General features: G+C 45.9%; 21 protein-coding genes, 1 rRNA gene and 1 riboswitch. Of the genes, 5 read left to right on the forward strand and 17 right to left on the reverse strand.

The window, feature by feature from the left end; all coding sequences use genetic code 11:
* The 7 genes from ACQCN2_RS14790 to ACQCN2_RS14820 all read right to left on the reverse strand — a co-directional run.
* A 16S ribosomal RNA gene (locus ACQCN2_RS14790) occupies window positions 1–71 on the reverse strand; the annotation flags it as partial.
* A 610-nt stretch (window positions 72–681) separates the two neighbouring features.
* On the reverse strand, window positions 682–2,106 hold the full coding sequence (locus ACQCN2_RS14795; RefSeq protein WP_426929708.1) for a SpoVR family protein: 1,425 nt from the start codon (window positions 2,104–2,106) through the stop codon (window positions 682–684).
* 151 nt (window positions 2,107–2,257) lie between these two features.
* On the reverse strand, window positions 2,258–3,496 hold the full coding sequence (gene sstT / locus ACQCN2_RS14800; protein ID WP_426929709.1) for a serine/threonine transporter SstT: 1,239 nt from the start codon (window positions 3,494–3,496) through the stop codon (window positions 2,258–2,260).
* 285 nt (window positions 3,497–3,781) lie between these two features.
* Window positions 3,782–4,189 (reverse strand): DUF5367 family protein, encoded by a 408-nt coding sequence (locus tag ACQCN2_RS14805; RefSeq protein ID WP_426929710.1) that lies wholly within the window; start codon window positions 4,187–4,189, stop codon window positions 3,782–3,784.
* On the reverse strand, window positions 4,186–4,773 hold the full coding sequence (locus tag ACQCN2_RS14810; protein ID WP_426929711.1) for a TetR/AcrR family transcriptional regulator: 588 nt from the start codon (window positions 4,771–4,773) through the stop codon (window positions 4,186–4,188). The genes ACQCN2_RS14805 and ACQCN2_RS14810 overlap by 4 nt, the downstream gene beginning before the upstream one ends.
* Window positions 4,774–4,954: 181 nt before the next feature.
* On the reverse strand, window positions 4,955–6,682 hold the full coding sequence (locus ACQCN2_RS14815; protein WP_426929712.1) for a methyl-accepting chemotaxis protein: 1,728 nt from the start codon (window positions 6,680–6,682) through the stop codon (window positions 4,955–4,957).
* A 138-nt stretch (window positions 6,683–6,820) separates the two neighbouring features.
* Window positions 6,821–8,296 carry an amino acid permease gene (locus ACQCN2_RS14820; protein ID WP_426929713.1) on the reverse strand — a complete coding sequence of 492 codons (1,476 nt, stop codon included), beginning with the start codon at window positions 8,294–8,296 and terminating at the stop codon, window positions 6,821–6,823.
* A 114-nt stretch (window positions 8,297–8,410) separates the two neighbouring features.
* Window positions 8,411–8,598, reverse strand: a riboswitch (Lysine riboswitch).
* 212 nt (window positions 8,599–8,810) lie between these two features.
* Between ACQCN2_RS14820 and fosB the strand changes: the two genes are divergently transcribed.
* Entirely contained in the window at window positions 8,811–9,236 is a 426-nt protein-coding gene (fosB, locus tag ACQCN2_RS14825) for a metallothiol transferase FosB (RefSeq protein ID WP_426929714.1), read from the forward strand.
* Between the two features lie 127 nt (window positions 9,237–9,363).
* Here fosB and ric read toward each other — a convergent pair whose 3' ends face one another.
* From ric to ACQCN2_RS14845, 4 genes are all read right to left on the reverse strand, one after another.
* Window positions 9,364–10,065 (reverse strand): iron-sulfur cluster repair di-iron protein, encoded by a 702-nt coding sequence (ric, locus tag ACQCN2_RS14830; protein ID WP_426929965.1) that lies wholly within the window; start codon window positions 10,063–10,065, stop codon window positions 9,364–9,366.
* A gap of 107 nt (window positions 10,066–10,172) precedes the next feature.
* Entirely contained in the window at window positions 10,173–11,174 is a 1,002-nt protein-coding gene (locus ACQCN2_RS14835) for a 2-hydroxyacid dehydrogenase (RefSeq protein WP_426929715.1), read from the reverse strand.
* Window positions 11,155–12,312, reverse strand: coding sequence for a glycerate kinase (locus ACQCN2_RS14840; protein WP_426929716.1), 1,158 nt, complete (start codon window positions 12,310–12,312; stop codon window positions 11,155–11,157). Before ACQCN2_RS14840 ends, ACQCN2_RS14835 begins: the two co-directional genes overlap by 20 nt.
* 40 nt (window positions 12,313–12,352) lie before the next feature.
* Window positions 12,353–13,240 carry a TIGR01777 family oxidoreductase gene (locus tag ACQCN2_RS14845; protein WP_426929717.1) on the reverse strand — a complete coding sequence of 296 codons (888 nt, stop codon included), beginning with the start codon at window positions 13,238–13,240 and terminating at the stop codon, window positions 12,353–12,355.
* A 216-nt stretch (window positions 13,241–13,456) separates the two neighbouring features.
* On the opposite strand from ACQCN2_RS14845, the gene ACQCN2_RS14850 reads away from it, so the two are divergent.
* The 4 genes from ACQCN2_RS14850 (at window position 13,457) to ACQCN2_RS14865 (ending at window position 15,459) form a co-directional block, all read left to right on the forward strand.
* Window positions 13,457–13,915 carry an NUDIX hydrolase gene (locus tag ACQCN2_RS14850; protein WP_426929718.1) on the forward strand — a complete coding sequence of 153 codons (459 nt, stop codon included), beginning with the start codon at window positions 13,457–13,459 and terminating at the stop codon, window positions 13,913–13,915.
* Window positions 13,916–13,986: 71 nt separating this feature from the next.
* A complete protein-coding gene (locus tag ACQCN2_RS14855; RefSeq protein WP_426929719.1) occupies window positions 13,987–14,364 on the forward strand; it encodes an ArsR/SmtB family transcription factor in 378 nt (125 codons plus the stop codon).
* A gap of 19 nt (window positions 14,365–14,383) precedes the next feature.
* The gene (locus ACQCN2_RS14860; RefSeq protein ID WP_426929720.1) at window positions 14,384–14,893 is read left to right on the forward strand and encodes an SRPBCC domain-containing protein; all 510 of its coding nucleotides are present in this window, start codon (window positions 14,384–14,386) and stop codon (window positions 14,891–14,893) included.
* Window positions 14,894–15,006: 113 nt separating this feature from the next.
* Window positions 15,007–15,459: a GNAT family N-acetyltransferase gene (locus tag ACQCN2_RS14865; RefSeq protein WP_426929721.1), complete on the forward strand. Its 453-nt coding sequence runs from the start codon at window positions 15,007–15,009 to the stop codon at window positions 15,457–15,459.
* A 42-nt stretch (window positions 15,460–15,501) separates the two neighbouring features.
* Here ACQCN2_RS14865 and galT read toward each other — a convergent pair whose 3' ends face one another.
* From galT to ACQCN2_RS14895, 6 genes are all read right to left on the reverse strand, one after another.
* A complete protein-coding gene (galT, locus tag ACQCN2_RS14870) occupies window positions 15,502–16,491 on the reverse strand; it encodes a galactose-1-phosphate uridylyltransferase (RefSeq protein ID WP_426929722.1) in 990 nt (329 codons plus the stop codon).
* A gap of 17 nt (window positions 16,492–16,508) precedes the next feature.
* Window positions 16,509–17,258 (reverse strand): glycosyltransferase family 2 protein, encoded by a 750-nt coding sequence (locus ACQCN2_RS14875; protein ID WP_426929723.1) that lies wholly within the window; start codon window positions 17,256–17,258, stop codon window positions 16,509–16,511.
* On the reverse strand, window positions 17,221–18,699 hold the full coding sequence (locus tag ACQCN2_RS14880; protein WP_426929724.1) for an alkaline phosphatase family protein: 1,479 nt from the start codon (window positions 18,697–18,699) through the stop codon (window positions 17,221–17,223). Before ACQCN2_RS14880 ends, ACQCN2_RS14875 begins: the two co-directional genes overlap by 38 nt.
* Window positions 18,696–19,646 carry an NAD-dependent epimerase/dehydratase family protein gene (locus tag ACQCN2_RS14885; RefSeq protein ID WP_426929725.1) on the reverse strand — a complete coding sequence of 317 codons (951 nt, stop codon included), beginning with the start codon at window positions 19,644–19,646 and terminating at the stop codon, window positions 18,696–18,698. Before ACQCN2_RS14885 ends, ACQCN2_RS14880 begins: the two co-directional genes overlap by 4 nt.
* Window positions 19,647–19,898: 252 nt before the next feature.
* Window positions 19,899–20,810 (reverse strand): FTR1 family iron permease, encoded by a 912-nt coding sequence (locus ACQCN2_RS14890; RefSeq protein WP_426929726.1) that lies wholly within the window; start codon window positions 20,808–20,810, stop codon window positions 19,899–19,901.
* Window positions 20,811–20,875: 65 nt separating this feature from the next.
* A complete protein-coding gene (locus tag ACQCN2_RS14895) occupies window positions 20,876–22,423 on the reverse strand; it encodes a glycosyltransferase family 39 protein (RefSeq protein ID WP_426929727.1) in 1,548 nt (515 codons plus the stop codon).
* Between the last annotated feature and the right edge of the window lies 1 nt (window position 22,424).

Here is a 22,424-nt window from a genome sequence, read left to right on the forward strand (position 1 = left end):
CCTCGCTCGACTTGCATGTATTAGGCACGCCGCCAGCGTTCGTCCTGAGCCAGGATCAAACTCTCCAATAAAGTTGAGTTGATACTAAACTTCAAAACAGTTTTGCTTGGCTAGTGTTTGTTTCACTAAACGTTTATTGTTCAGTTTTCAAAGAGCATTTAGTTTATTTATCAACCATCTCATAACGAGAGGCAGATTTATAATATACCATACTTCAATCTATTATTTCAACCCACAATATTTGGTAGGTTCACCACTCGATCGCTAGAATTTCATTTTAGAATCTAGTGCTCTCGATGGCTGGAAGAACAATATATCACAGTTATCTCCCTGAACTCAACCCTCAATATTTGGTAACCACGACTCGGTTACGTTAATACCCCCTGGGTAGAGTTATAATCTATCATATTTATTCAACCGAAGACAACGGTAATTTATGGGGCAAGTAATATTAGTATTCACTTAGACAACAAGAAGAAAAGTTATCTCACTCGTCCACAGAAATAATGTAAAGAAAATCATCGGTTCACCAGTTCCCTAAAGGTCTTGTCATACAACCGCTTCACGATATTAAATGTCTCAACATCCAATTCTTTTGAGTTTGTAAGAGGAAACCTTTATTTAATACAAAAAAATGTCCTTGCTTCTATAGCATAGAAGAAGGGCATTTTTTTGCGACTATTACAAAAACCGCCGATTCACTTTCTTCCCATCGTAAGTAAACAACACGGCTCGATCATCCAGGACTGATTCCAAATGAATGGATTTGCCCCAAATCTGATGAACATACGGCAAGGTCCGCTCAATATACTTGACGTCAAGCTCCAGTCCCTCGAAGTTATGCTTCAGGTACAATTCTCCGTTACGCAAGTAATCTCCGTCTGTCACGACGAGATAAGGGAAACCGCCATTGACTCTAGAATTAGCCAACTGGTCACGTACAGCCTCCCATGCTTTCTCCGTCACCTGCCACTCGTTTCCCTGCTTGCCAAACAGGTACATGTCTAAATCCCTTACCAGTTCTTTGGTCAAGTAGTTCCGAATAAAACTAATATCTCTGTCCTCTTCCCGCACTTCAAATAATTTTGCCCGTCCTTGACCTGGTTTGCGGCCAAAGCGCTCCTGTTCTTCTTTTGTCGGATTGTCCCAGCGACGTTCAATGTCCTCCAAAATTTTCAACCCTAGATGATAGGGATTAATACTGGTCGGAGACGGCTGAATGACAGAAGAGTGAAGCTTGGCGAAATCTATTGTTTCTTCTTCGGTTAAATCCAATTCACGAATAATTCGGCAATGCCAGTAAGAAGCCCAGCCTTCGTTCATGATCTTCGTCTCGATTTGCGGCCAGAAGTAAAGCATCTCTTCACGCATAATGGTCATGATGTCCCGCTGCCACTCAGTTAGAATCGGACTGTATTCCTGTATGAAGAGCATGACATCCTTCTCTGGTTCTGGCGGGAATTTCTGTACGGACTTAGGCGGTTCCACTGTTTGCTCCTGCTCATCGAGTCGCCAGAGATCATCGTATTGATTGGTGGACTTCGCCTTGGCAATGTCTTGCTTCTTGGTTGTGTCCTGCCCCTTTTTCCAACGAAACTTGGGGCGGAACAGACTTGGATCGATGTGCTCCTGGATGGCTAGGCAGGCGTCCAACAAATTCTCTACTTCCTCTTTACCATACGTGATCTCATACTGGCGAATTCGCTCTGAACTCGCTGACATCGTCTCAACCATGTCGCGATTGGTGTTGGAGAAACGGACGTTGTTTTTGAAGAAGTCGCAGTGCCCGAGTACATGCGCCACGATCAGCTTGTTCTGGATGAGACTGTTGCCGTCCAGCAAGAAGGCATAACATGGATTGGAGTTGATGACCAATTCGTATATTTTGCTCAGATTGAGATCGTATTGCAGCTTCATTCGGTAAAAGGACTTCCCAAAACTCCAATGCGAAAATCTCGTAGGCATGCCGTATGCGCCAAACGTATAAATGATATCAGCTGGACAAATCTCGTAACGCATCGGGTAAAAGTCCAATCCAAAGCCTTTGGCGATTTCGGTAATTTCGTCGATGGCTCTCTCCAGCTGTTTCCGCTCGTCACCTGTCATCTTCGTATCCCCCCTGCACATAAACTTACTTATTTATATGAGGTTCGAAGAAAAGGAACGCCTTGAAATTCAGAAAAAAAAACTACACCCTCAATTGTTCGTCCAGACTCACAATTGGGGTGCAGTTCAATCGCAGGGTATAGGGTTCTATTTAGGCTACTTTGTTGATATTCATTTTCTTTCCTTCTTTACGTCTCTCACTAAATTCGGCTGCTGCTGTGAAAAGAACGTCTGTTGAAGAGTTGAGTGCCGTTTCACATGAGTCCTGTAAAACACCAATGATAAAGCCGACCCCGACTACCTGCATCGCAACTTCATTTGGAATACCGAATAAGCTACATGCTAGAGGAATCAATAATAAAGATCCGCCAGCCACCCCTGATGCACCGCAAGCACATATAGCGGATAGTACGCTAAGGATGATGGCAGTAGGAATATCTACTTGAATACCAAGTGTATGTACCGCTGCAAGAGTCAAAACAGAAATCGTAACAGCTGCACCAGCCATATTGATGGTAGCCCCTAATGGAATCGATACGGAATAATTATCCTTATTCAAACCAAGATTTTCACATAATTTCATATTTACAGGAATATTCGCAGCTGAGCTACGTGTAAAGAATGCTGTAATACCACTTTCCTTTAAGCACTTAAAAACAAGTGGGAATGGGTTTTGACGTATAGCTACGAACACAATGATTGGATTGACAACAAGTGCCACGAAGACCATACAACCAAGAAGAACGGCAAGTAATTTCCCATAGCTTAGTAACGACTCAATTCCATTTGTCGTAATAGAATCAAATACTAGACCCATGATTCCTAATGGCGCAAACTTAATCACCCATGTAACCATTTTAGATACAGCATCTGAAAAATTAGAAATCATCGTTTTTGTCGTATCAGGGGCATTTCTTAAAGCCAAACCAAGGAGTGTCGCCCAAGCTAAAATACCGATATAATTCGCATTGAAAATTGCCTTAACCGGGTTATCAACAACGTTCAGCAGTAATGATTTGAGGACCTCTACAACACCGCCAGGAGCCGTCACACCCTCAGCGCCCTTTGCAAGTGTTAAGCTTACAGGGAAAATAAAACTGACAATAACAGCGATTAATCCAGCTAAAAAGGTTCCTAAAAGATAGAGGACGATGATAGATTTCATATTCGTTTGGTGACCACTCTTGTGTTGAGCGATGGCTGACATAACCAAGAAGAGTACCAACACAGGCGCGATTGCTTTCAAAGCACCTACAAATAAAGTACCTAAGATCACAACAGGTTTTGCTGCTCCGGGGATCGTCACAGCCAAGATAATACCCAAAATCAAACCAACAATAATTTGTTTTACCAGACTTATTTGATTCCACTTTTTCAGTATGCTTTTCATTGATGTTCCCCCAGTAGTTTAAGATAAGTTTGTAATCACAGTCCACCTGACAAACACAAATGATTAATATAAATACTATAATAATGATTATTTTGATATTTTACAAAGGAAAGATTATTTACACATCAATAAAATTTTCTTAAACGATTCTATTTTCAAAATTTAGCTCCCAGAAACAAGGAGATACACTGCCCGCTTTCTTCTCAAACTTATTTTTTGATTAGCTAAATTAGATTGTTGAAACAGTTTTGGAGATGTTGACGACGATGATGTGAAGGAATTACACTAGCTCTTTTCTTTTCTGTTTCTTTTTTGGTTCATCATGGCTGGTATAAACAGGTACAAAGCGTAGGCAAAAGTTATCCACACCGTAAAAGCAATGACCTGTGCATCATCCAGTTTAGGGAAAATAACGGAATGATTAGCCAACGAAAAGGTGTCTAAAAGCAAACCAATTCCGGTGCCAATTACTCCAAAGCGAAGTGCCGCATGATCAGATTGGTCAGACCTCATATACGTACGGGTGGCAGCAAATAGCACACCCCCCGTTCCAAGCGAGAGTAATGATGTACTGATTAGGAATGCGCTTGTATCAGGATGAAAGAGCACATATTCTCCAAACAACCTAAAGAAAATGGTCGCAAGCAACCAGACAGCGAGTCCCCATACGGCTGTATACCAGTATCTATTCATCTTTCTTCCCCCTTCGTTGAAAGGTTACTTAATCCCATAATGAGTTTTTCGAGCTCGGCATATGTTTTATCTACCGAAAAATTTTTGGACATTAAAGCCTGTACTGCTAATCCATCCACGATTGCATTGAAAATGACTCCCCATGTTTCAAATGAGACTCCCTCAATTGGTGATTCGCGCCATAAGGCTAACAAACGATCGGATAGCGCCTTATTTTCATTTCTCATGATGTCACCCAATTGTTCTCTGATTTTTTCATTATGGATGCCTGAAACGATTAAGGTTACATACAATCGATGAAAAAATGAATCGTGGGAACAACGGCTTTTGGCTGACTCGATTGCCAGTCTGATCACATTCTCATGATCTTGAGATAATTCGTTCCAAGTGCGGTCACAGATTTCTTTTACAATATCCAATAACAATTGTTCTTTGGTTCGAAAATGATAATAGACTGTACCTTGTGTCACTCCTGCCGTGTCTGCAACCGCTCGTAAAGTAAATTTTTCAATTCCGTTATGAACTAAGCATTCCTTTGCTGATTGAATTAAATCTTGCTTACTTATGACATTTGGTTTTGCCATTTCTCCACCACCATATTAGTTATTCAACTAACTAACTTCCTATGGGTAAATTTTACCTCACCTACTTTTGGTTTTCAATACGCTCTGTTACATAGCAAAAAGCTGCTGAACCGAAGTCCAACAGCTAATCGTGTACTAGAGAAGAACGACTGCTAATTGCGCGAGCTTGTCTGTATGGGCTTTAGACTTTAAATTTTCCAACCAGCTCTTGTAATTCTTCAGCCATTTTGGCGAGAGAAGATGCAGATGATGTAATCTCTTCCATGGAAGCCAATTGTTCCTCCGATGCAGCAGAGACGTTTTGTGTACCAGACGCAGCTGTTTCAGCCACCCCTTGAATTTGTTCAATCGACTGAACAACCTGCTTTGTACCTGTTGATACCTCCTTGGATACGGCTAGAACTTGATTTATTTTTTCTGCCACTTTTCTAATAGAGTTGTGGATATGCGTGAATGATTGGCCCGCTGTATTTACTACCTCGATCCCTACCACCACTTCATTTGTTCCTTTATTCATAGCATTGACTGCTCTTTGGGTTTCTACTTGTATATTCGTGATCAACTCCGCAATTTGCTGAGCTGATCGGGAGGATTGTTCTGCCAATTTACGTACCTCGTCGGCAACAACTGCAAAACCTCTTCCATGTTCACCTGCACGTGCCGCTTCGATTGCAGCATTTAAGGCAAGAAGATTCGTCTGTGCGGCTATACTTGTAATGGCTTCGTTTATTTGTCCAATTTCTTGAGATTGGTCACCCAAACCTCTGACAACGTCTGCCAGACCAAGCATCGTTGTATGTATTGAATTCATTTGATTAACAGACTGCTGGATTGACTTGACCCCTTCCATCGAAACGTCAGTCGTAGTCCCTGCCAATGCAGATACCTCATCGGCATAAAGTGAGATTTCTCCAACTCCGCTCGCCATTTCTTTCATCGATTTTAACCCGTAGTGAACACTCTGTACCTGTTTTTCTGAACCGATCGCAATCTCTTGTATAGTAGTCGAGACTTCTTCCGTTGCTTTGCTTGTTTGCTCAGCGCCTGCGCTTAACTGTTCAGCTGTAGAGGCAATCTGTAGAATGGCTGCATTCATTTTTTGGATCATGGCTTGCAGATTTCCTAGAAATGTATTGAATCCTTGTGCCAATTGACCGATTTCATCTTTAGTCTCGACCTGTAAGCGTGCTGTTAAATCCCCTTCATTCCTTGAGAGTTCAAGCATTTTGTTCGAAACAAGCGTTAACGGTTTGAATTTTCTGAAAAATACATAAATTATAGTCAAAAGTATAATTGCGGTGATTCCAACTAAGATACCGAGTAGCATCAGGTATGTGACAGTTTGCTGTTTTGCTTGGTCAGCTTCAGTCTTCGCACGATCGTTCATCTTCTGCTGAAACTCTTCTATCGGCTTCATGATAATACTTTTTTTCTGGTCATAATTGTCGTCAAACATTAGTTGGCGGGCCTTGTCCAAATTATTCTGCTCGACTGCCTTCATTGCCGCATCCTCGATCGCGATTAGCGCATCGGAGTTTTGTTTCGCCTGTGCAATCAGATCGAGTTCATCTTGAGGAGCCTGTAATTCCTTTAATCTAAGTACTACTCGGTCTCGTGTCTTTGTCTCTTTTACCTCCCGCCAATAATTGTCAAAATGCTTCTTATCCCCAAACACACTATACCTTCGCGCTTCATTGGTTAGATAGTCGGAGGCATTAGCAAGATCAATACCAAGTTGTTTAAATTCAGCTTGTCGTAACGTTGCGGCGCGTTCCCTTTCATAACTGGAGTTTAGCAAAATTACACAGGTTACAACCATAATGATGAGTAGAACAAATACGATGCTAACTGTTTTCAACAAAGTAGCTATTCTCATCGCAATCCCTCCAGAAATAATATTTACTTGCATTATATTTACCCCTAAAGCTCTTCTCAAGAAACCTATTAACGTGTGAAAATTATGTGAACAAAAAGCTGTTGAACCGAAGTCCAACAGCTATCATACACATATTTGTTCCTTCAAGTAGTCTTACCCAATCAATCAGCTCTAATCCTCTACCTCAAAATTACATTCTTTCAGCGGAACAATCCTGGTTTTATTTTTGAATTTGTACCCCAGCCACAACGCTAGGAACAGCGGAATTCCGATGTAGGAAACGAGAATTCCATTCCAGTCAACCTCTCCGCCAAGGAAAGCCTGGTAATTCTGGCCAATGGTGACGATCAAGCAGATGACGAAAGCGAAAATTGGGCCAAACGGGAACCATTTTGCTCGGTACGGCAGGTCATTGAGATCGCGTCCTTGTGCCACGTACGCTTTTCTAAAACGATAATGGCTCGCGGCAATCCCCAACCACGCAATAAAACCAGACATACCGGAGGCGTTCAACAGCCAGATATACACGGTTCCATCTCCGAACAGAGAAGCCAGAAAAGCGAATGCCCCGATAAACGTAGTCACAAGGAGCGCGTTCACAGGAATCCCGCGTGAATTGATTTTGGCGAGAAACTTAGGCGCTTTGCCTTCTTTCGCCAACACCCAGAGCATACGGGTAGACGCGTACATCCCTGAGTTACCCGCGGATAATACGGATGTCAAGATCACGGCATTCATCACGGAAGCGGCGAAAGCTAGTCCCGCTTTTTGAAATACAATGGTAAATGGGCTGATCGCGATATTTTCCACACTACTGCTCACCAGATTCTCGTTGGTGTACGGAATCAGCATGCCAATAATAAATATAGCAAATACGTAGAAAAGTAAAATTCTCCAAAAGATTTGTTTGATCGCCTTTGGAATGTTACGCTTTGGATCTTCACTTTCCCCTGCGGCAATCCCCACCAGCTCTGTACCCTGGAAGGAGAAACCGGCAATCATAAAGATTCCAAGCATGGCCATAAATCCGCCTTTGAATGGCGCTTCACCTACTGTGAAATTCTCCCACCCAACAGGCTTTCCATCGAGAATTCCCAGAATCATCAGAACCCCAACGACCAGGAAAATAATAATCGTCACAACCTTGATCATCGAGAACCAGTACTCCGACTCTCCATAACCACGAACGGATAAATAATTTAAGCCAAACATAAGTGCTAAGAACAAGCCGCTCCAAATGAGAGAGTTGGTTGTCGGAAACCAATATTTCATGACGAGTGCACCAGCGGAAATCTCTACCGCAATGGTGATCGCCCAGTTATACCAATAGTTCCATCCCAACGCAAATCCGAGAGAAGGATCTAAGAATCGTGTGGCGTACGTGCTAAATGAACCGGATACAGGAAGCAGGGTTGCCATCTCGCCAAGGCTTGTCATCAGGAAGTAAACCATTAGACCGATCGCAAGGTAAGCGACAAGCGCTCCACCTGGTCCCGCATCGTGGATCGATGCCCCGCTTGCGACGAATAGTCCTGTCCCAATCGAGCCGCCAATCGCAATCATGGTCATATGCTTCGCGCGTAGTCCACGCTGTAGATGATTGGACTGATTGGATCCATCTGTTTGTCCGTTTGTGCTGCTGTTCATCTCTTTCACCTCTATCAAAATTATGTTTTTCTTGCTAGCTTCGAAGAGGTGGGCACAAAAAAACCGCACAAAACGAGTTGGGCGGAATTCTACTAAAACCCACACCAGATCTTCGCTGAAGATAGCACAACACGTTTACCTGTGAAGTAAACGTGACAGTTCTGTCCCTTTCGAGTACAGCCCCAACCCGCTTGCACGAGAATCCAAGCGGACTTCGGCAGCTTTTCCTTTTGTCTGGAGTCATTGATTTTCTCTGAATCTCCTGCAGACTACTCTTAAAAGCCGCGACCTCTACCCCATCGATCCGATGAGGATTTATTATTTAATTGGTTGATGAATAACATACATGATTATAGTTTAATGTTTCTAAAATTTCAACTACCCGATTATTCCATTCGGTTTATTCATTCACTCTAAACCGCTTCAGAGGTTCACTCCTTGATTCGCATTCGGTTCTAAGACCATAATTGAGAAAGGCCAATAGCTTGCCAAATACACATTCAAGGAGTTAGCCATGAAGATTAACCATGTCTGTTTTTCCGTTTCCGATCTGAAGCGCTCGATTCAATTTTATCAGGAAGCGTTGGGCGCCAAGCTGCTGGTAAAAGGCAGAAAGCTCGCCTACTTCCTTCTTGACGATCTTTGGCTCGCGCTTAATGTGGAAGAGGACATTCCTCGCAACGAAATCCAGCACTCGTATACACATATGGCGTTTACCGTGGAAGAAAGCGAACTGGCCGTCTTGGAAGCTCGGCTTAGGTGTTTGGGCGTCAACATTCTTTCGGGTAGAACAAGAGATGAGAGAGATAAACAATCGATCTACTTCACCGATCCAGACGGACATAAGTTTGAATTTCATACGGGATCGCTTGAGGATCGGCTTGCCTATTATCGGGATGAGAAGACCCACATGACCTTTTATGGAAGTTCTCTCGATTAATCTATCTTCCGGATTGTAGCCCACCTTCCATAATTCCACATAAAAAAACCCTCTCCCAACGATTCAGCAACTGCCTACCGTCAGAACAGGGTTTTGGGATGATCAGCCAAAGAGATTTCCTGCTAAATTAATCATTCAAACGTGGAAACAAGATATTGTTCTCCAGATGAATGTGTTCAAACAGATCGGATTCGAGCTCCGCCAGCTTGTGAAACGTTATTGTGTAGGTACGGCAAGCTCCCTCCGGCAAGGTGTAGTCATTCGTGATGGCTCGCATCTCTTTTAAAAGATTGCCGGCAAGCTCATGCTCGCTCTCCAGCTCGTTAAGTTTGGCAAAAGCCTGGTTGCGATTTTCTTCTGTCGGAATGGCTTCATAGGCACGAATCAGCGGGAAGAGAATCTCTTCTTCTTTTACCAAATGCTGCTCAAGTTCTAGCTTCAAGCTGTGAAACAATCGATGAAGCTGGCTCAACTCAGGATGGGCAGGGCCGTGAACCCGCATGATTTTGGTCACGAATTCACTGAGTAACGGCAATTCCTTCGTCAGATAGGCGTGATGGGTATTCACCACAAATTCGATGATCTCGCTTGAAGGTGCTTCCTTCCAATTACGGCTGGCGTTCTGTTTGTTCTGAGCGTCTTCAAAAGCTGCCTGAAGCTTGTTCAGCACTTCTTCTCCGTTCAGCTTTAGCTGGTCAAAAGCATGGGCAAGCGGGCGGTTGCCACCGCAGCAAAAGTCAATTTTATATTCTTTGAAAATGTTGCTCGCTCCCGGGAATCTCGCAACGATTTCTCCTATTTTATCTGTTGTATTAAACTTCATTTCCATCATAACTACCTCCTTTATAAGGGCATTATAGTCCGATTCAGGAGGAAAAAATGTGATCTGGATTATACTTCTCGAAATTTTTCGATGAAGTTTTTATCTCATGTCTTTTATTTGATGTTTCTAAGTGCTTCCGGATTGACCAGATGAGCAGGCACTTCTCCTCGAAGGGCTTGAAGCAGATTGTCGGCAGCCAGCATCGCCATCTTGATCCGCGTGGCAATGCTTGCGCTTCCGATATGCGGCAGTGTCACGACGTTGGGCAGGGTCAGTAACGGATGGTCAAGGGGTACAGGCTCAACCTCAAATACATCAAGTCCCGCTGCCCAAATCCGCTTGGTCACCAGTGCTTCAAAGAGAGCTTGCTCATCCACGATGCCGCCGCGTGCGGTATTAATCAGAATCGCCGAGTGCTTCATCAGGGAGAATTCTCGTTTTCCGATCAAATGATGCGTTTCTGGCGTATATGGAGTCATGACACAGACATAATCCGCTTGGCGAAGCAGCTCATCCAGCTCCACATATCCGATTCCCAGCTGTTCCTCTACTCCCGGCTTGCGACTTCGGTTATGGTAGATCAGCTTCATATCAAAACCTTTTGCCCGTCTCGCAATCGCCTCACCGATTCGCCCCATCCCGATGATTCCTAGCGTCGCTCCATGAATGTCTTGTCCCGTTAACAGCATCGGTGACCAGGTGATCCAATCGCCGCTTCGTAAAAATGTAGACGATTCCACCAACCGCCGGGCTGTCGCCATCAGGAGAGCAAATGTCAGGTCTGCCGTTGTTTCCGTTAATACGTCAGGTGTGTTCGTAACCAGAATCCCTCGATTGGTTGCGGCTTCCACATCAATGTTGTTATAGCCCACAGCCATATTGCTAATTACCTTCAGGCGTTTGGCCCTTCGCAAAAGCTGTTCGTCTATTTTTTCTGTTAACAACGTAAAAATTCCGTCCGCCTGCTCGATCTCTTCCTCCAACACCTCGCGTGGAACAGGCAGGTCGTACTCCTCCCAGTGTCTGATTTCGCAGGTTTCTTGCAAGTGATTAAAAGCTTGCTCCGGTATTCTCCTGGTGATGTAGATTCGTGGTTTATTTGCTTGAGGTTCCATGGTCGTTCCTCCTACTGGCCGCTTTGATCAGTCTGGCAATATTGCGGGCGGCTTGGGTTATGTATGTCGCTCCATGTTTCATAGAGTCTTCCAGCGAAATTGGTCCAGGCGCGATAGAATGCAGGCTGACGAACAGCTCATGCAATTGCGAGGCACCCTCTCCCAAGGAACCGGAGAGCAGAATGGCGCGCTTGTTTGCTTGTTTCGCCAGTTGGCCAATATAATAGGGGACTTTGCCAAAAACCGTCTGGTAATCGCTTTGTCCCTCTCCGGTAATCACCCAGTCGCACTGCTGTACATGCGCTTCAAGTCCAGCGGCTTCTGCCACAAGCTGCGCTCCCGGAATCAATTTTCCGCCTAAAAGTATAAAAGCAAATCCCAACCCGCCTGCAGCTCCCGCACCCGGTTGGTTTTGAAGCGATTTGCCCGCGTGTGACTCGATCAGATGGGCAAAATGAGACATTGCCGAATCCATCTGTTCCACCTGGTCAGGGGAAGCTCCTTTTTGCGGAGCGAACACATGAGATGCACCCAGTTTGCCGCACAGCGGATTCTTCACATCAGTCGCCACCCGAAACGCGCAGGTGTGAAGGCGCTCATCCAGTCTGGATAAATCGACGGTTTTTACCTTGGCGAGCGATCCGCCAACTGATTCGACTTCATGCCCCTGGTCATCACGAAAATCTGCACCGAGCACCTGAAGCATCCCAAGCCCTGCGTCATTGGTGGCACTTCCGCCAAGCCCAATCACAAATTGACGATAGCCCAAATCCATCGCATGCAGGATCGCCTCACCAACTCCACGCGTGGTCGTCACAAGCGGATTGCGCTCAGAATGGGGAACCATGGGCAAACCCGCAATGGAGGCCACTTCGATAACCGCCGTTTGGCCGTCTCCCAATATACCGTAGTGGGTATGGACAAGCTCCCGCAGTGGCCCAGTGACTTTCAGATCCACTCGTTTGCCATTAGTGGCATCAATCAAGGCATCTAGCGTCCCCTCGCCGCCGTCAGCCATTGGGATGACCACGATTGTAGCCTCTGGAAACTCTAGCCGAAACGCTTCCTTCACAAGACGCCCCACTTCTATTGAGGTAAGACTTCCTTTGTACGAATCCGGGGCGACGAGAATCTTCACGGCCCTCCCCTCCTTCTTGCTCTTTTTGATTCGAAAAGAATTACGCTAGTATATCAGCCAAAGCCTTGTTCACCTGATCATATTGAAACGTATAACCATTCTCCTTCAAGCGCTCGGGCAATACCCACCGGCTTTTCAAGATCAATTCCGTTTCCGTTCGGATCAGTATAGCCCCCAATTCGAGCATCCAACGGGGAGAAGGCAAGCCCATTGGCGCATTCATCGCTGTTCTAAGCTGCTGCATGAATTCACGATTGGTGACTGGATGTGGGGCGGAACAATTAAATACGCCGCTTAGTTCTTCTTTTTCTAGCAGAAAGAGCACGATTTGAAATAAATCTTCGATGTGAATCCAGCTAAACATCTGGTTCCCTGAGCCTTGAACGCCTCCTAGTCCGAATTTGACCAGATTTCGAAACGGCGTCATGACACCCCCATGCTTTCCTAAGACGATGGCGACGCGTAAAGCTGCTTGTCTGGTATGAGGCAAGTCAAATGAAAAAAAGGCGTCTTCCCACGACCTTGCCACATCTACCGAAAAACCTGTTCCCACTTCCCCGCTCGCCTCTGTCATTGGCCTGTCTTCCGCGTGTCGATAGATCGTAGCCGTACTGGAGTTGATCCATAATCGCGGAGGTTTTTGGCAAGCGAGTACAGCATTTCCTAGCTGCTGGGTGGTCTTTACTCTTGAGTTCAATATTTCTTCTTGATTCTTGGGGTGATAGCGACAGTCAACGGACTTACCCGCCAGATTGATCAACATCTCGGATTCTTCAAGCGCTTCAACAATAGCTGATGGATCATTCCATGAAATATGCTGGGGTTTACGGGAGATGATTTTCACATCGTATCCGAGTTGAATCAACTTCTCCTCAAAATATTGCCCGATGAAGCCAGTGCCACCTGCCAAAATCACTTTTGGTTGCATGTACTTCACTCCATTTCATTGATCATTCTCACTCGAACCACTAGAAGAATTACACTACACGTCATGTTCTTACCGCCATACTACCATATGATTTGGCATCTTGTTACTGTCCTGTTGGTTGATAAAGGAAATTAGCAACAGCGAAGCAAGGGATTTCGGGATGATGTAAAGAAGTAAATCGTATGATTGTTCTAACACCCCCTTAAGGTGGTCATAATGACTCAAAATGGCATTGTTTTAGTCGCTAGTGTATCCATCATGAAAGATAACGAAGTCTTGATGATCCAAGAGGACAAACCGACTGCGCGAAACAAGTGGAACTTCCCAGCTGGACGGATTGAACCGGGCGAAGAAATTCCTTTTGCAGCTTGTCGGGAAGTAAAAGAAGAAACCGGATATGATGTTGTGCTAACTGGTACAACTGGCATCTATAACTTTGTAAGCAGTGCCAATAAACAAGTCATTCTTTTTCATTTTACTGCTGAAATTATTGGCGGAGCGCTGAATCTACAAGAGGAGCAAATTATCGACAGCAAATGGATACCGTTATCAGAACTGATGGAGTTTCATCGTGAAAAACTTCGTGATCCTGATGTCATAAAGCAAATCACAGGTAGACTAATGGAGCAGAACTTATATTCAATGGATGTTTTTCATGAACAAGTAAGCCTGTAGGTTGGGTTTAGGTGCTACCTTCGAAAAAACCTATAACGCATTGAATATTCCTTGACAGGAATATTCCTAAATTGGTATATTATAACAGAAAGGAGAAGAATTCTATTGGAGCCAAAATTATTGCAACTTTGAATGCGCTTGCCGAGCCCAACCGTCTCAAAATTGTTGAGCTTTTACGTAACAGCCCTCTTACGGTTGGGGAAATTACTGAACGACTTGGAATTCTTCAGCCCCAAACTTCAAAACATCTCCGCGTACTAAGTCAAGCCGGACTCGTCGACGTACAGGCGATTGCGAATCGGAGAATTTACCGACTGCGATTGGATGCGTTTCAAGCTCTGGACGATTGGCTTGAAAACTACCGTCGAATTTGGGAGGAACGATTCGACAATCTTGAGAATTACCTTCAAAAGATGCGAGCTAACGAGAATGAACAAAGCAAAAACTAATTTCTAGGAGGATTTATCCATGTCCAACAAAATGACGTTTAAAACAGAGGGTCAGGAGATCATCTTGGAGCGTGTTTTTCATGCGCCTCGCGAGCTCGTTTTCAAAGCATTTTCCGAGGCAGAGCACCTGAAGCACTGGTGGGGTCCTAAGGGCTGGACACTTATGGTTTGTAACGTTGATTTTCGTCCAGGCGGCATCTGGCATTACTGTATGAAGTGCACGGATGAGAAGCAAGGGGAATTTTTCGGATTCGAATCTTGGGGTAAAGCGATCTATAGTGAGATCGTGGATGCTGAGAAGATTGTTTATGTCGATTACTTCTCTGATGCCGAGGGTAGTGTTAATGAAGAGTTGCCATCCAGTACCATTACGTTGACGTTTACAGAGCATGAAGGGCATACGAAGCTCGTCAGCCGTACGCTATTCCCTTCCGAAGAAGCCCTCCAAACCGTCTTGAAAATGGGAATTGAACAAGGCATTACTGAAACGTGGGATCGTCTCGCCGAGCATCTGCAATCTCTTCAATAATTTCATCGTTACATTTGAAAATGATGTCATGAAAACAGCCCTCACATCTGTGGGGGCTTCGCAATATTTTACCAAAAATAAGGAGGGCGAACAGCATTACAAGAGGAAGCAATATGGATATTCGGAAACTCACTATAGATGAACAACCTCCAATGGATTTGTTGTTAGTAGCTGACCCTTCCCCAAAAATTGTGGAGAACTATATCAAACGGGGAGAATGTTATATCGCTAAAATGGAAAAGCAAATGGTTGGAGTTTATGTACTACTCCCCACAAGGCCTGAAACGGTAGAACTGGTGAATATTGCAATTGCACAAGACTATCATGGTAAAGGTCTTGGCAAACAACTCGTCATTCATGCTATTCAAACTGCCAAGACAAACGGTTATAAAACTATTGAAATAGGTACCGGAAATTCAAGTATAGGACAATTAGCTCTTTATCAAAAATGTGGCTTTAGGATTACTGGTGTTGATTTAGACTTTTTCAATAGGCATTATCCAGAAGAAATATATGAGAACGGCATTCAATGCAGGGATATGATTCGATTATCCCAAGATTTATAAGCCAAAACAAACAAGCTGACTGTTGAACAGCCAGCTTTTGTTCTATTTTTCATCTTCTTGTTCGTACTTCCGCCTATACTGCTCCACCGCTTCCCTCAACTCAGGCGCTGTCTCCTCCACTGCCTTGGGATTAATCACCGCCCACGCCCCCATTTCAGAAGAGGCGTAATGTTTCAGCTTATAATTTTCCACAAGCGGTGGATAGAACTCGATATGGAAGTGGTAAAAATCCTCGACATCCTCCCCGTTAACCGGCCGCTGATGCATGACCATCATGTATGGAAAGGGTCGCGCAAACAGCTCGTCCATCGCGCCCGTTGTCTGCTTCAGGATTGTGGCAAGTGATTTCTTCTCCGCTTCGTTAAAATCACTAATCGCTGTTTTGTGGCTTTTACTGACGATAAATACCCCATAGGGATAGTCAGTAAAATACGGAATATACGCGAGAAAATGGTTATTCTCGATGACAAGCCGCTCTCCCTCACGCTTCTCCTCTTCATTCATCTCGCACAGCAGGCATTTTCCCGTCTCGGTATAATGAAGTTGACAGCTTTCCAGCTCCCGCCTGATTTTGAGCGGCATTTGGGAGTAGGCGTAAATTTGACCATGCGGGTGAGTCATCGTAACGCCCACTTCTTCCCCACGATTTTCAAAAATCAGGATGTACTGAACTTCCGGCTCCCCGGCCAACTGCGAAAAGCGAAGGGCCCACAGCTCAATCAGCTCCTGAATGTGCGCCACCGTCAACTGAGCCAGTGATTGATGATGATCGGACGAATACAAGATCACTTCACATTTTCCATAAGCCTTCTTGGCTTGATACAAGTCAGAGTTGATCAAAGCTGACTCATCGGGATCAGGCGTCAACGCCGGAAAATCATTGTCTAGCATGTAGACCGTGTATTCGTCTGGGACTTTGCCAGACCCGGGACAAAACGGACATTCCTTATTCTGCAGATGTGGCCGATGCTGCCGATTCGAAGCAACGATAGTCCAATCCCGCAACAATGGATTAAAGCGTAATTCAGGCATGATCAAGTTCCACCTTTTTAGTAGCTGGCATGCTCCTTGGACACAGCTGTTGACTGTTGCTTCCTAGCCGCTCTGTTAGCCGGTTTACGTCTCCACTCGCGCCAAATGGCTGGAAGGACACGAGCTACATACCGATACGTAATGAACGACTCCCCTGTTTCCCTGACCTTATAGGGAATTCCTACTTCGGCGAGTCGATACCCTTGTCGAACAATATTGATCGTCATCACTTGGGCGTAGTTATAATCGTGAACAATTTCCAGATCGTGAAGCACCTCTCTGGAGAAGACACGAAACCCAGTCTGACCGTCACTGATCCACTTGTGCAGGAGAAGCATTTGCAGGAATGTAAAGAAGTAGTTGCCTAGACGGCGATAGAGCTTCATCCCACGCACTCGGTGCTTGAAACGGGAGGCAAGCACATAGTCCGCCTCTCCCATGAGAACAGGCTGAATCACGCGAGGAATGTGATCGGCTGGGTATTCATCATCCGCATCAATCATCACCGCCAAGTCGGCTCCACGCGCGTACGCTGCCTTCATTCCTTCTCTTACAGCTGCGCCAAGTCCACGGTTGCGCTCAAAAGAAACGATATGATCCGCCCCGGCCTTGGTCGCCACCTGAACCGTAGCATCTCTGGAGCCGTCGTTTACCACGAGAACCTCTACTTGAACAGCAGGATCGAAAACGCGCGGAATTTTGCCAATGACTCGTCCAATGGACTCTTCTTCATTGTACGCTGGAATAACGACGATCAGCTTCTTCATGTTGTTCACCCTCTCTATCCATCAGTGCTTCAGCTAAAATCGGACCACGCGAATGATCGGGAATCGGAACTCCCAGCAAAGCACTGATCGTAGGCGCAACGGAAACAATACTGCGAAACTCCGGAATCACGAGACCTTGTTGAATCATCGAACCATGCATAAAAAATGGAACATACCGCTCGCCCTCGTCCAGATGTCCATGACCGCCAATTCCGTTACCTTGTCCGTGGTCGGCCATCACGATAAATGCTGTATCCTCCATCTCTCCCCGATCCGTCAGCCACTGATGAAAATCAGTGATGAGCGCGTCCGCCTCCTTGATTTTCTCTAAGTACTCGGGATATAAAACCCCTCGGCTATGTCCTGTTTGATCCACGGCAATCATCTGCACGACGAACAAGTCAGGATTTTCTCGTTCATAAATGATTTTGGCTTGATCCATAATCTTTCGATCCACCACGTCGTTATTGGCGACAGCGGTAAAGCTCTCCACATATTTGCCAAACGCGTCAATCAGATGGGCGCAGCCAAATAATACCCCTTTGCGCCCATGACCTGCCAAGACGTCAAAAATGCTCTCCACCTTCACGAGCAAATCCCAGACCATATTCGACTTGATCCCGTGCTCACGTGGATAGGTCCCTGTAAACATGGAAGAGAAGCAAGTAACTGTTCTCGCGGGATAGATCGTCTCCATCTGCTCATAGACGGTTCCCTCTCGCATCAGCCGATGCAAGAAGGGCGCATCCGCTTCGTATAAACGTTCTTTGCGGCAACCGTCAATGACGACCACGACCACCTTTTTGGCGAGAGGACCGGCTGGTTTGTCCTTGCTATCGGTGTAGGTTGGATATTCAACTGGCTTCCAATTAAACAGAAAACGGTGGATCAGGTACGCAAAAATGCCTAATCCGATATAAAACAGGCCGAGGGGCAGAATCAGCTCACTTTTCACAGGAGCGTGATAGATTGCGGACATTACGATCAGCTGCAAGTAAACCTTCGGAAGCTGCTCGAATACATTCCCGCTTGTCGAATCCGTATTTAAGAGGAACAGCTTCCAAATCCGCATGAAATTGGTCCACGGCGTACCGATTCGCAGGTGATAGTACAAGGTACCCCAGAAAAAGACGGTAAAAAAGAGATACATCCCAAGAGCAAACAGGAGAAGCATCGGGTCTCCCAGGCCAAAAATCAACGCCCCCACACCAAACGGTATCCAGAGAAACCACCGCAGATGCAAGGGAAAATCATAGACATAGTAAATGACAAACAAGGGAAGCATGTATCCCAATGTTTGCAAAAAAGAGCCTACATTCACATTGAACAACATGTACATGAGGAATATCCCCACAACAAAAACAGGGGTGAACGTTTTACTCTCATTCAGCACATTCCAACAACGAGCCATGACGATCTCAAATAGCGAAGCTTGTTTCATCGGTATACTCCTTCATTTAGAAACCACTCAGTAAAGCGGTGGATTCCTTCTTCTATCGATACATGGGCTTCAAAACCCAATTCTGTTTTTGAACGAATGGGATCTGCCCAGGTCATGGGGACATCTCCTGGAGGCAGTTCCTTTTTCACAATGATTGCCTTCTTCCCCAGCCCTCGTTCCAACAACGAAATCAAGTCACGAATAAGGACAACACGACCGCTTCCCAGATTATATATACGATTGACCGCCTTCTCCATCAAAGCAGCCTTCACGATACCCCGAGCCGTATCCTCCACATAGGTGTAGTCCCGACCTATGTCATCTCCGTAAAGGGTGATCGGCTTTCCTTCCCAAATCTGCTTCGCAAACGTCCACAAAGCCATATCGGGACGCTGTTCTGGCCCATACACCGTAAACGGACGAACAATCGTCACAGGGAGTCCATATAATCGTTGGTAGGTTTGACAGTACATTTCGGCTGCCGCTTTGGAAGCGGCATAGGGCGAAATCGGCTCGAGCCCTTCGCTTTCCTCACACGGTCTCGTTCCTTGCGTCCCATAGACGGACGAGGAAGAGGCGAACACAAACCGGGATACCTGATACTCGTGGGAAAGTGCTAATAGATTCACAGTTCCTTTCACATCCACATCAACATAGGCGGCCGGGTCAAGCAGGGAAGCCTGTACCCCCGGAATTGCCGCCAAATGAATGACGATATCCGGTCGAAAGGATTGAAAGACATCCCTTAACCCCTTCTGATTACAAACATCCATTTTATCCCAATCCACCTGAGGATGTGTTAACAGCTTCTCCAATCTGCGCTGTTTCCAACGAGGATCATAGTAGGAATGAAGCGAATCGATAATCAGAACCTCATGTTCCGATTGGAGTTTAGGTACAACATGAGAGCCGACAAAGCCGGCTCCCCCTGTGACGATAATCTTCATGTTCAATCTTCCTTTACTTTTCCCGGGCAATGATTTCCTTTCCCGGGCAATCATTGCCACTTAGTCCACTCGAGCCTCATTTTAAGCGAAACAAAGCGTAGAGAACGGAGGAAGGAAAAAGAGTCGGCATTCTTTACATCAGACTGAGAAACTAAGTGATCTTCTTGTCGACTCCCTTCCGTAGTGAACGAAGCGGACAGTTGATGCTACACGCGAGCTTAAACAGAGCAAAGAGGGACGAAGTCTTTTCTTTTAAGCGATCTGTTCCTCACTTTTCCCATCACTAGCTCCTTGAACTGCTGTCTTGGAATCTCGGCCCCGGATCAGGAGATACAAGGAAACGAAATAACCCCAATACACCAACACTTCCTCCAGCGAAGGCGACGAAGAATAACCAAACAGTGCCTTCAAGAAGACTCCCATATTGCCGGAGAACACCGGCGAATGCCCGGTATCACGGATGAAATGCAGTTCGTCAATCGGATGTTCCGGCATGAACCAGGTCAAATCATAAAGATGCGGTGCAACGGAGCCAATGATATTCATATCTTGTAAAATGGCTACGCCTTGAACCAGCAATCCCCCTGCGATCAGCACGATGAATACGCCTGTTACCTTGAAGAAGGTTTTCAACGGAACTTTCATCGTGCCACGGAAGAAGAGGAAGGCGACAATAGCGGCGATAGCGATCCCGGTTACAGAGCCCCAGTTCTGCATCGCTTTACCAATATCTCCACCCGTAATAGCAGCAAAGAAAAAGACGGTCTCGACCCCTTCGCGAAGTACCACAAGAAAGGCATGGATCACCATCCCGACCACATTGCCTGTCGTAATATACTTGTCGTATTTGCCCTGTACTTTTCCAGCAATCTGCTTCGATTGCTCCGCCATCCAGAAGACCATTTGGGTAAGCAGACCAGCCGAGATGAACATGATGGTAACCTTCAAGTAGTTCTGTGCACCCATTGAGGCGAAACCGTCCAGAACAATCTGAAACACCATCGCTAAGCCCAAGGAAGCAATCACCGCGAGGGAAGCTCCAAGCCAGACGTATTTTGTATATTCAGGTCGATTGACTCGTTTGAGATAAGAGTTGATGATTCCCACGATGAGCAGCGCCTCTAACGCTTCTCGAAAGGTAATGAGCAGTGCTTGGAGTTCCATTCAGGCTCTCCCCCTTGATGTTTAATTAAGAATCATTTTCATTGTATGAGCGTTTCCGCAATAGTTTAACGAATACCTGCAGGCAGTTTTGACATGTGAAGTAGCGCCTGTTTCTTCTCTGGCAGCAGCTCATACAAGACGATGTCATGATACGTCGGGTATAGCCACTCGCTTCCAGTGAATCTGGCTACTTCACGCACATAGCCGTTCAATACAGGCATTTGAAAACCTTGCAATACACTATCGGTCAAATAGATGTGCTCGGGGAGATCAGGATAATTGAGTAACGAAACCTGAAAATCCTCCCACTTCCGCAGACGCACCGTTTGAATGGATGGGTGCATGTATTGAATGACCCGTTCTTCCTCGTAGGTATAGATTACGCTTGAATCGACAGACCCTTGATTGGCGAGGTAATCCGCCAACTGTACCATTGGGGACGGAATCTTCGGCTGCGACATAATTGGTGTCAGCCCGACATCCAGCATGCTAACGGTCATAAGGAAAAACAGCCCGTTGCCAATGCGTTTCCACCTGCCGAGCCCAGCGGCGATCAGCCATAAAAGCGCAGGAAGTAAGGGCAGCAGATGACGAGGCTTCTCGATATTCTGAGCAAAAAACGTCCATACCAGATAAGGAACGACCCAGGCGGCGATCAGAACCCATTGGCGCTTGTCGATGTCGGTAGCATTCACTCGCCTGTTCTTGATGAACCCAATCATCGCCAGCAAGAACAAGCCGGCTATCAGCCATCGGAGCGGATCATCGTATCCCTCCCACGGAGTACCCATCCCAGCAGCAAATAGCTGGCGGCCCAGCCAATAAGTTGCCCGAGACAAAAGAGGTGCCCCTTCATGGTAGGTTCCGCCCCAATCCGAGAAATGCCCAGACGTGAATTGAGTAGCCAACGTCCAAAGCATATCGAAGCCCCCGACATTATTGACCATTGCTACAACCCACGCGCTTGACACCAGAACCGCACAAGCGACCGCTCGAATGACATCTCCCCACGCTCCGGTGTCTCTTAGATAAACGTAAGCTGCCCATAGAGGAACTGCTGCAAACGGCAGGTACGAGATTCTTACACCGTACAATAACCCCAGCAATATCCCGGAGAGCAGGAGTGCCAAAGCTCGATTTTTTTCAGAATGTCTGGAATCCATCGCAAGAAGACTGCTTGCCACCACACCCATCGCAAGCAGTGTGCCAAAACTATCGGAGAGCGGTTGAGTACCCAGCACGAGATCAAGCGGAGAAACGGACCAGAGAATACATGCCCACAACGCCACCCTCGCCCCACTGTATCTTTTGACAATTAGATAAAGCGGAAAAATAGTCAGCGCCGCCGCAACCATCGATAGAAACGACAAGGCTTCAAAACCATTGGGGATAAAAGCCGCAAATACGTGAGCAACCAGCAGATAGATTGGATAACCAGGAAAATGCGGCTGCATCTGCGCAATGTCATAACTCTTCAGCGCTAACGCAAAATCCACATCATCCCAGCCACCCGGACCATTCGCCAGGAAGAAAAACCGAATCAGACAGGCAAACAGCGAGATTCCGGCCAACCATCCTATTTCGCGTCTGCGCTTACTGACTTGTGTCTTCATC

The organism is Brevibacillus ginsengisoli, assembly GCF_050113715.1.
In the GTDB taxonomy this organism is placed as follows: Bacteria; Bacillota; Bacilli; order Brevibacillales; family Brevibacillaceae; genus Brevibacillus_H; species Brevibacillus_H ginsengisoli.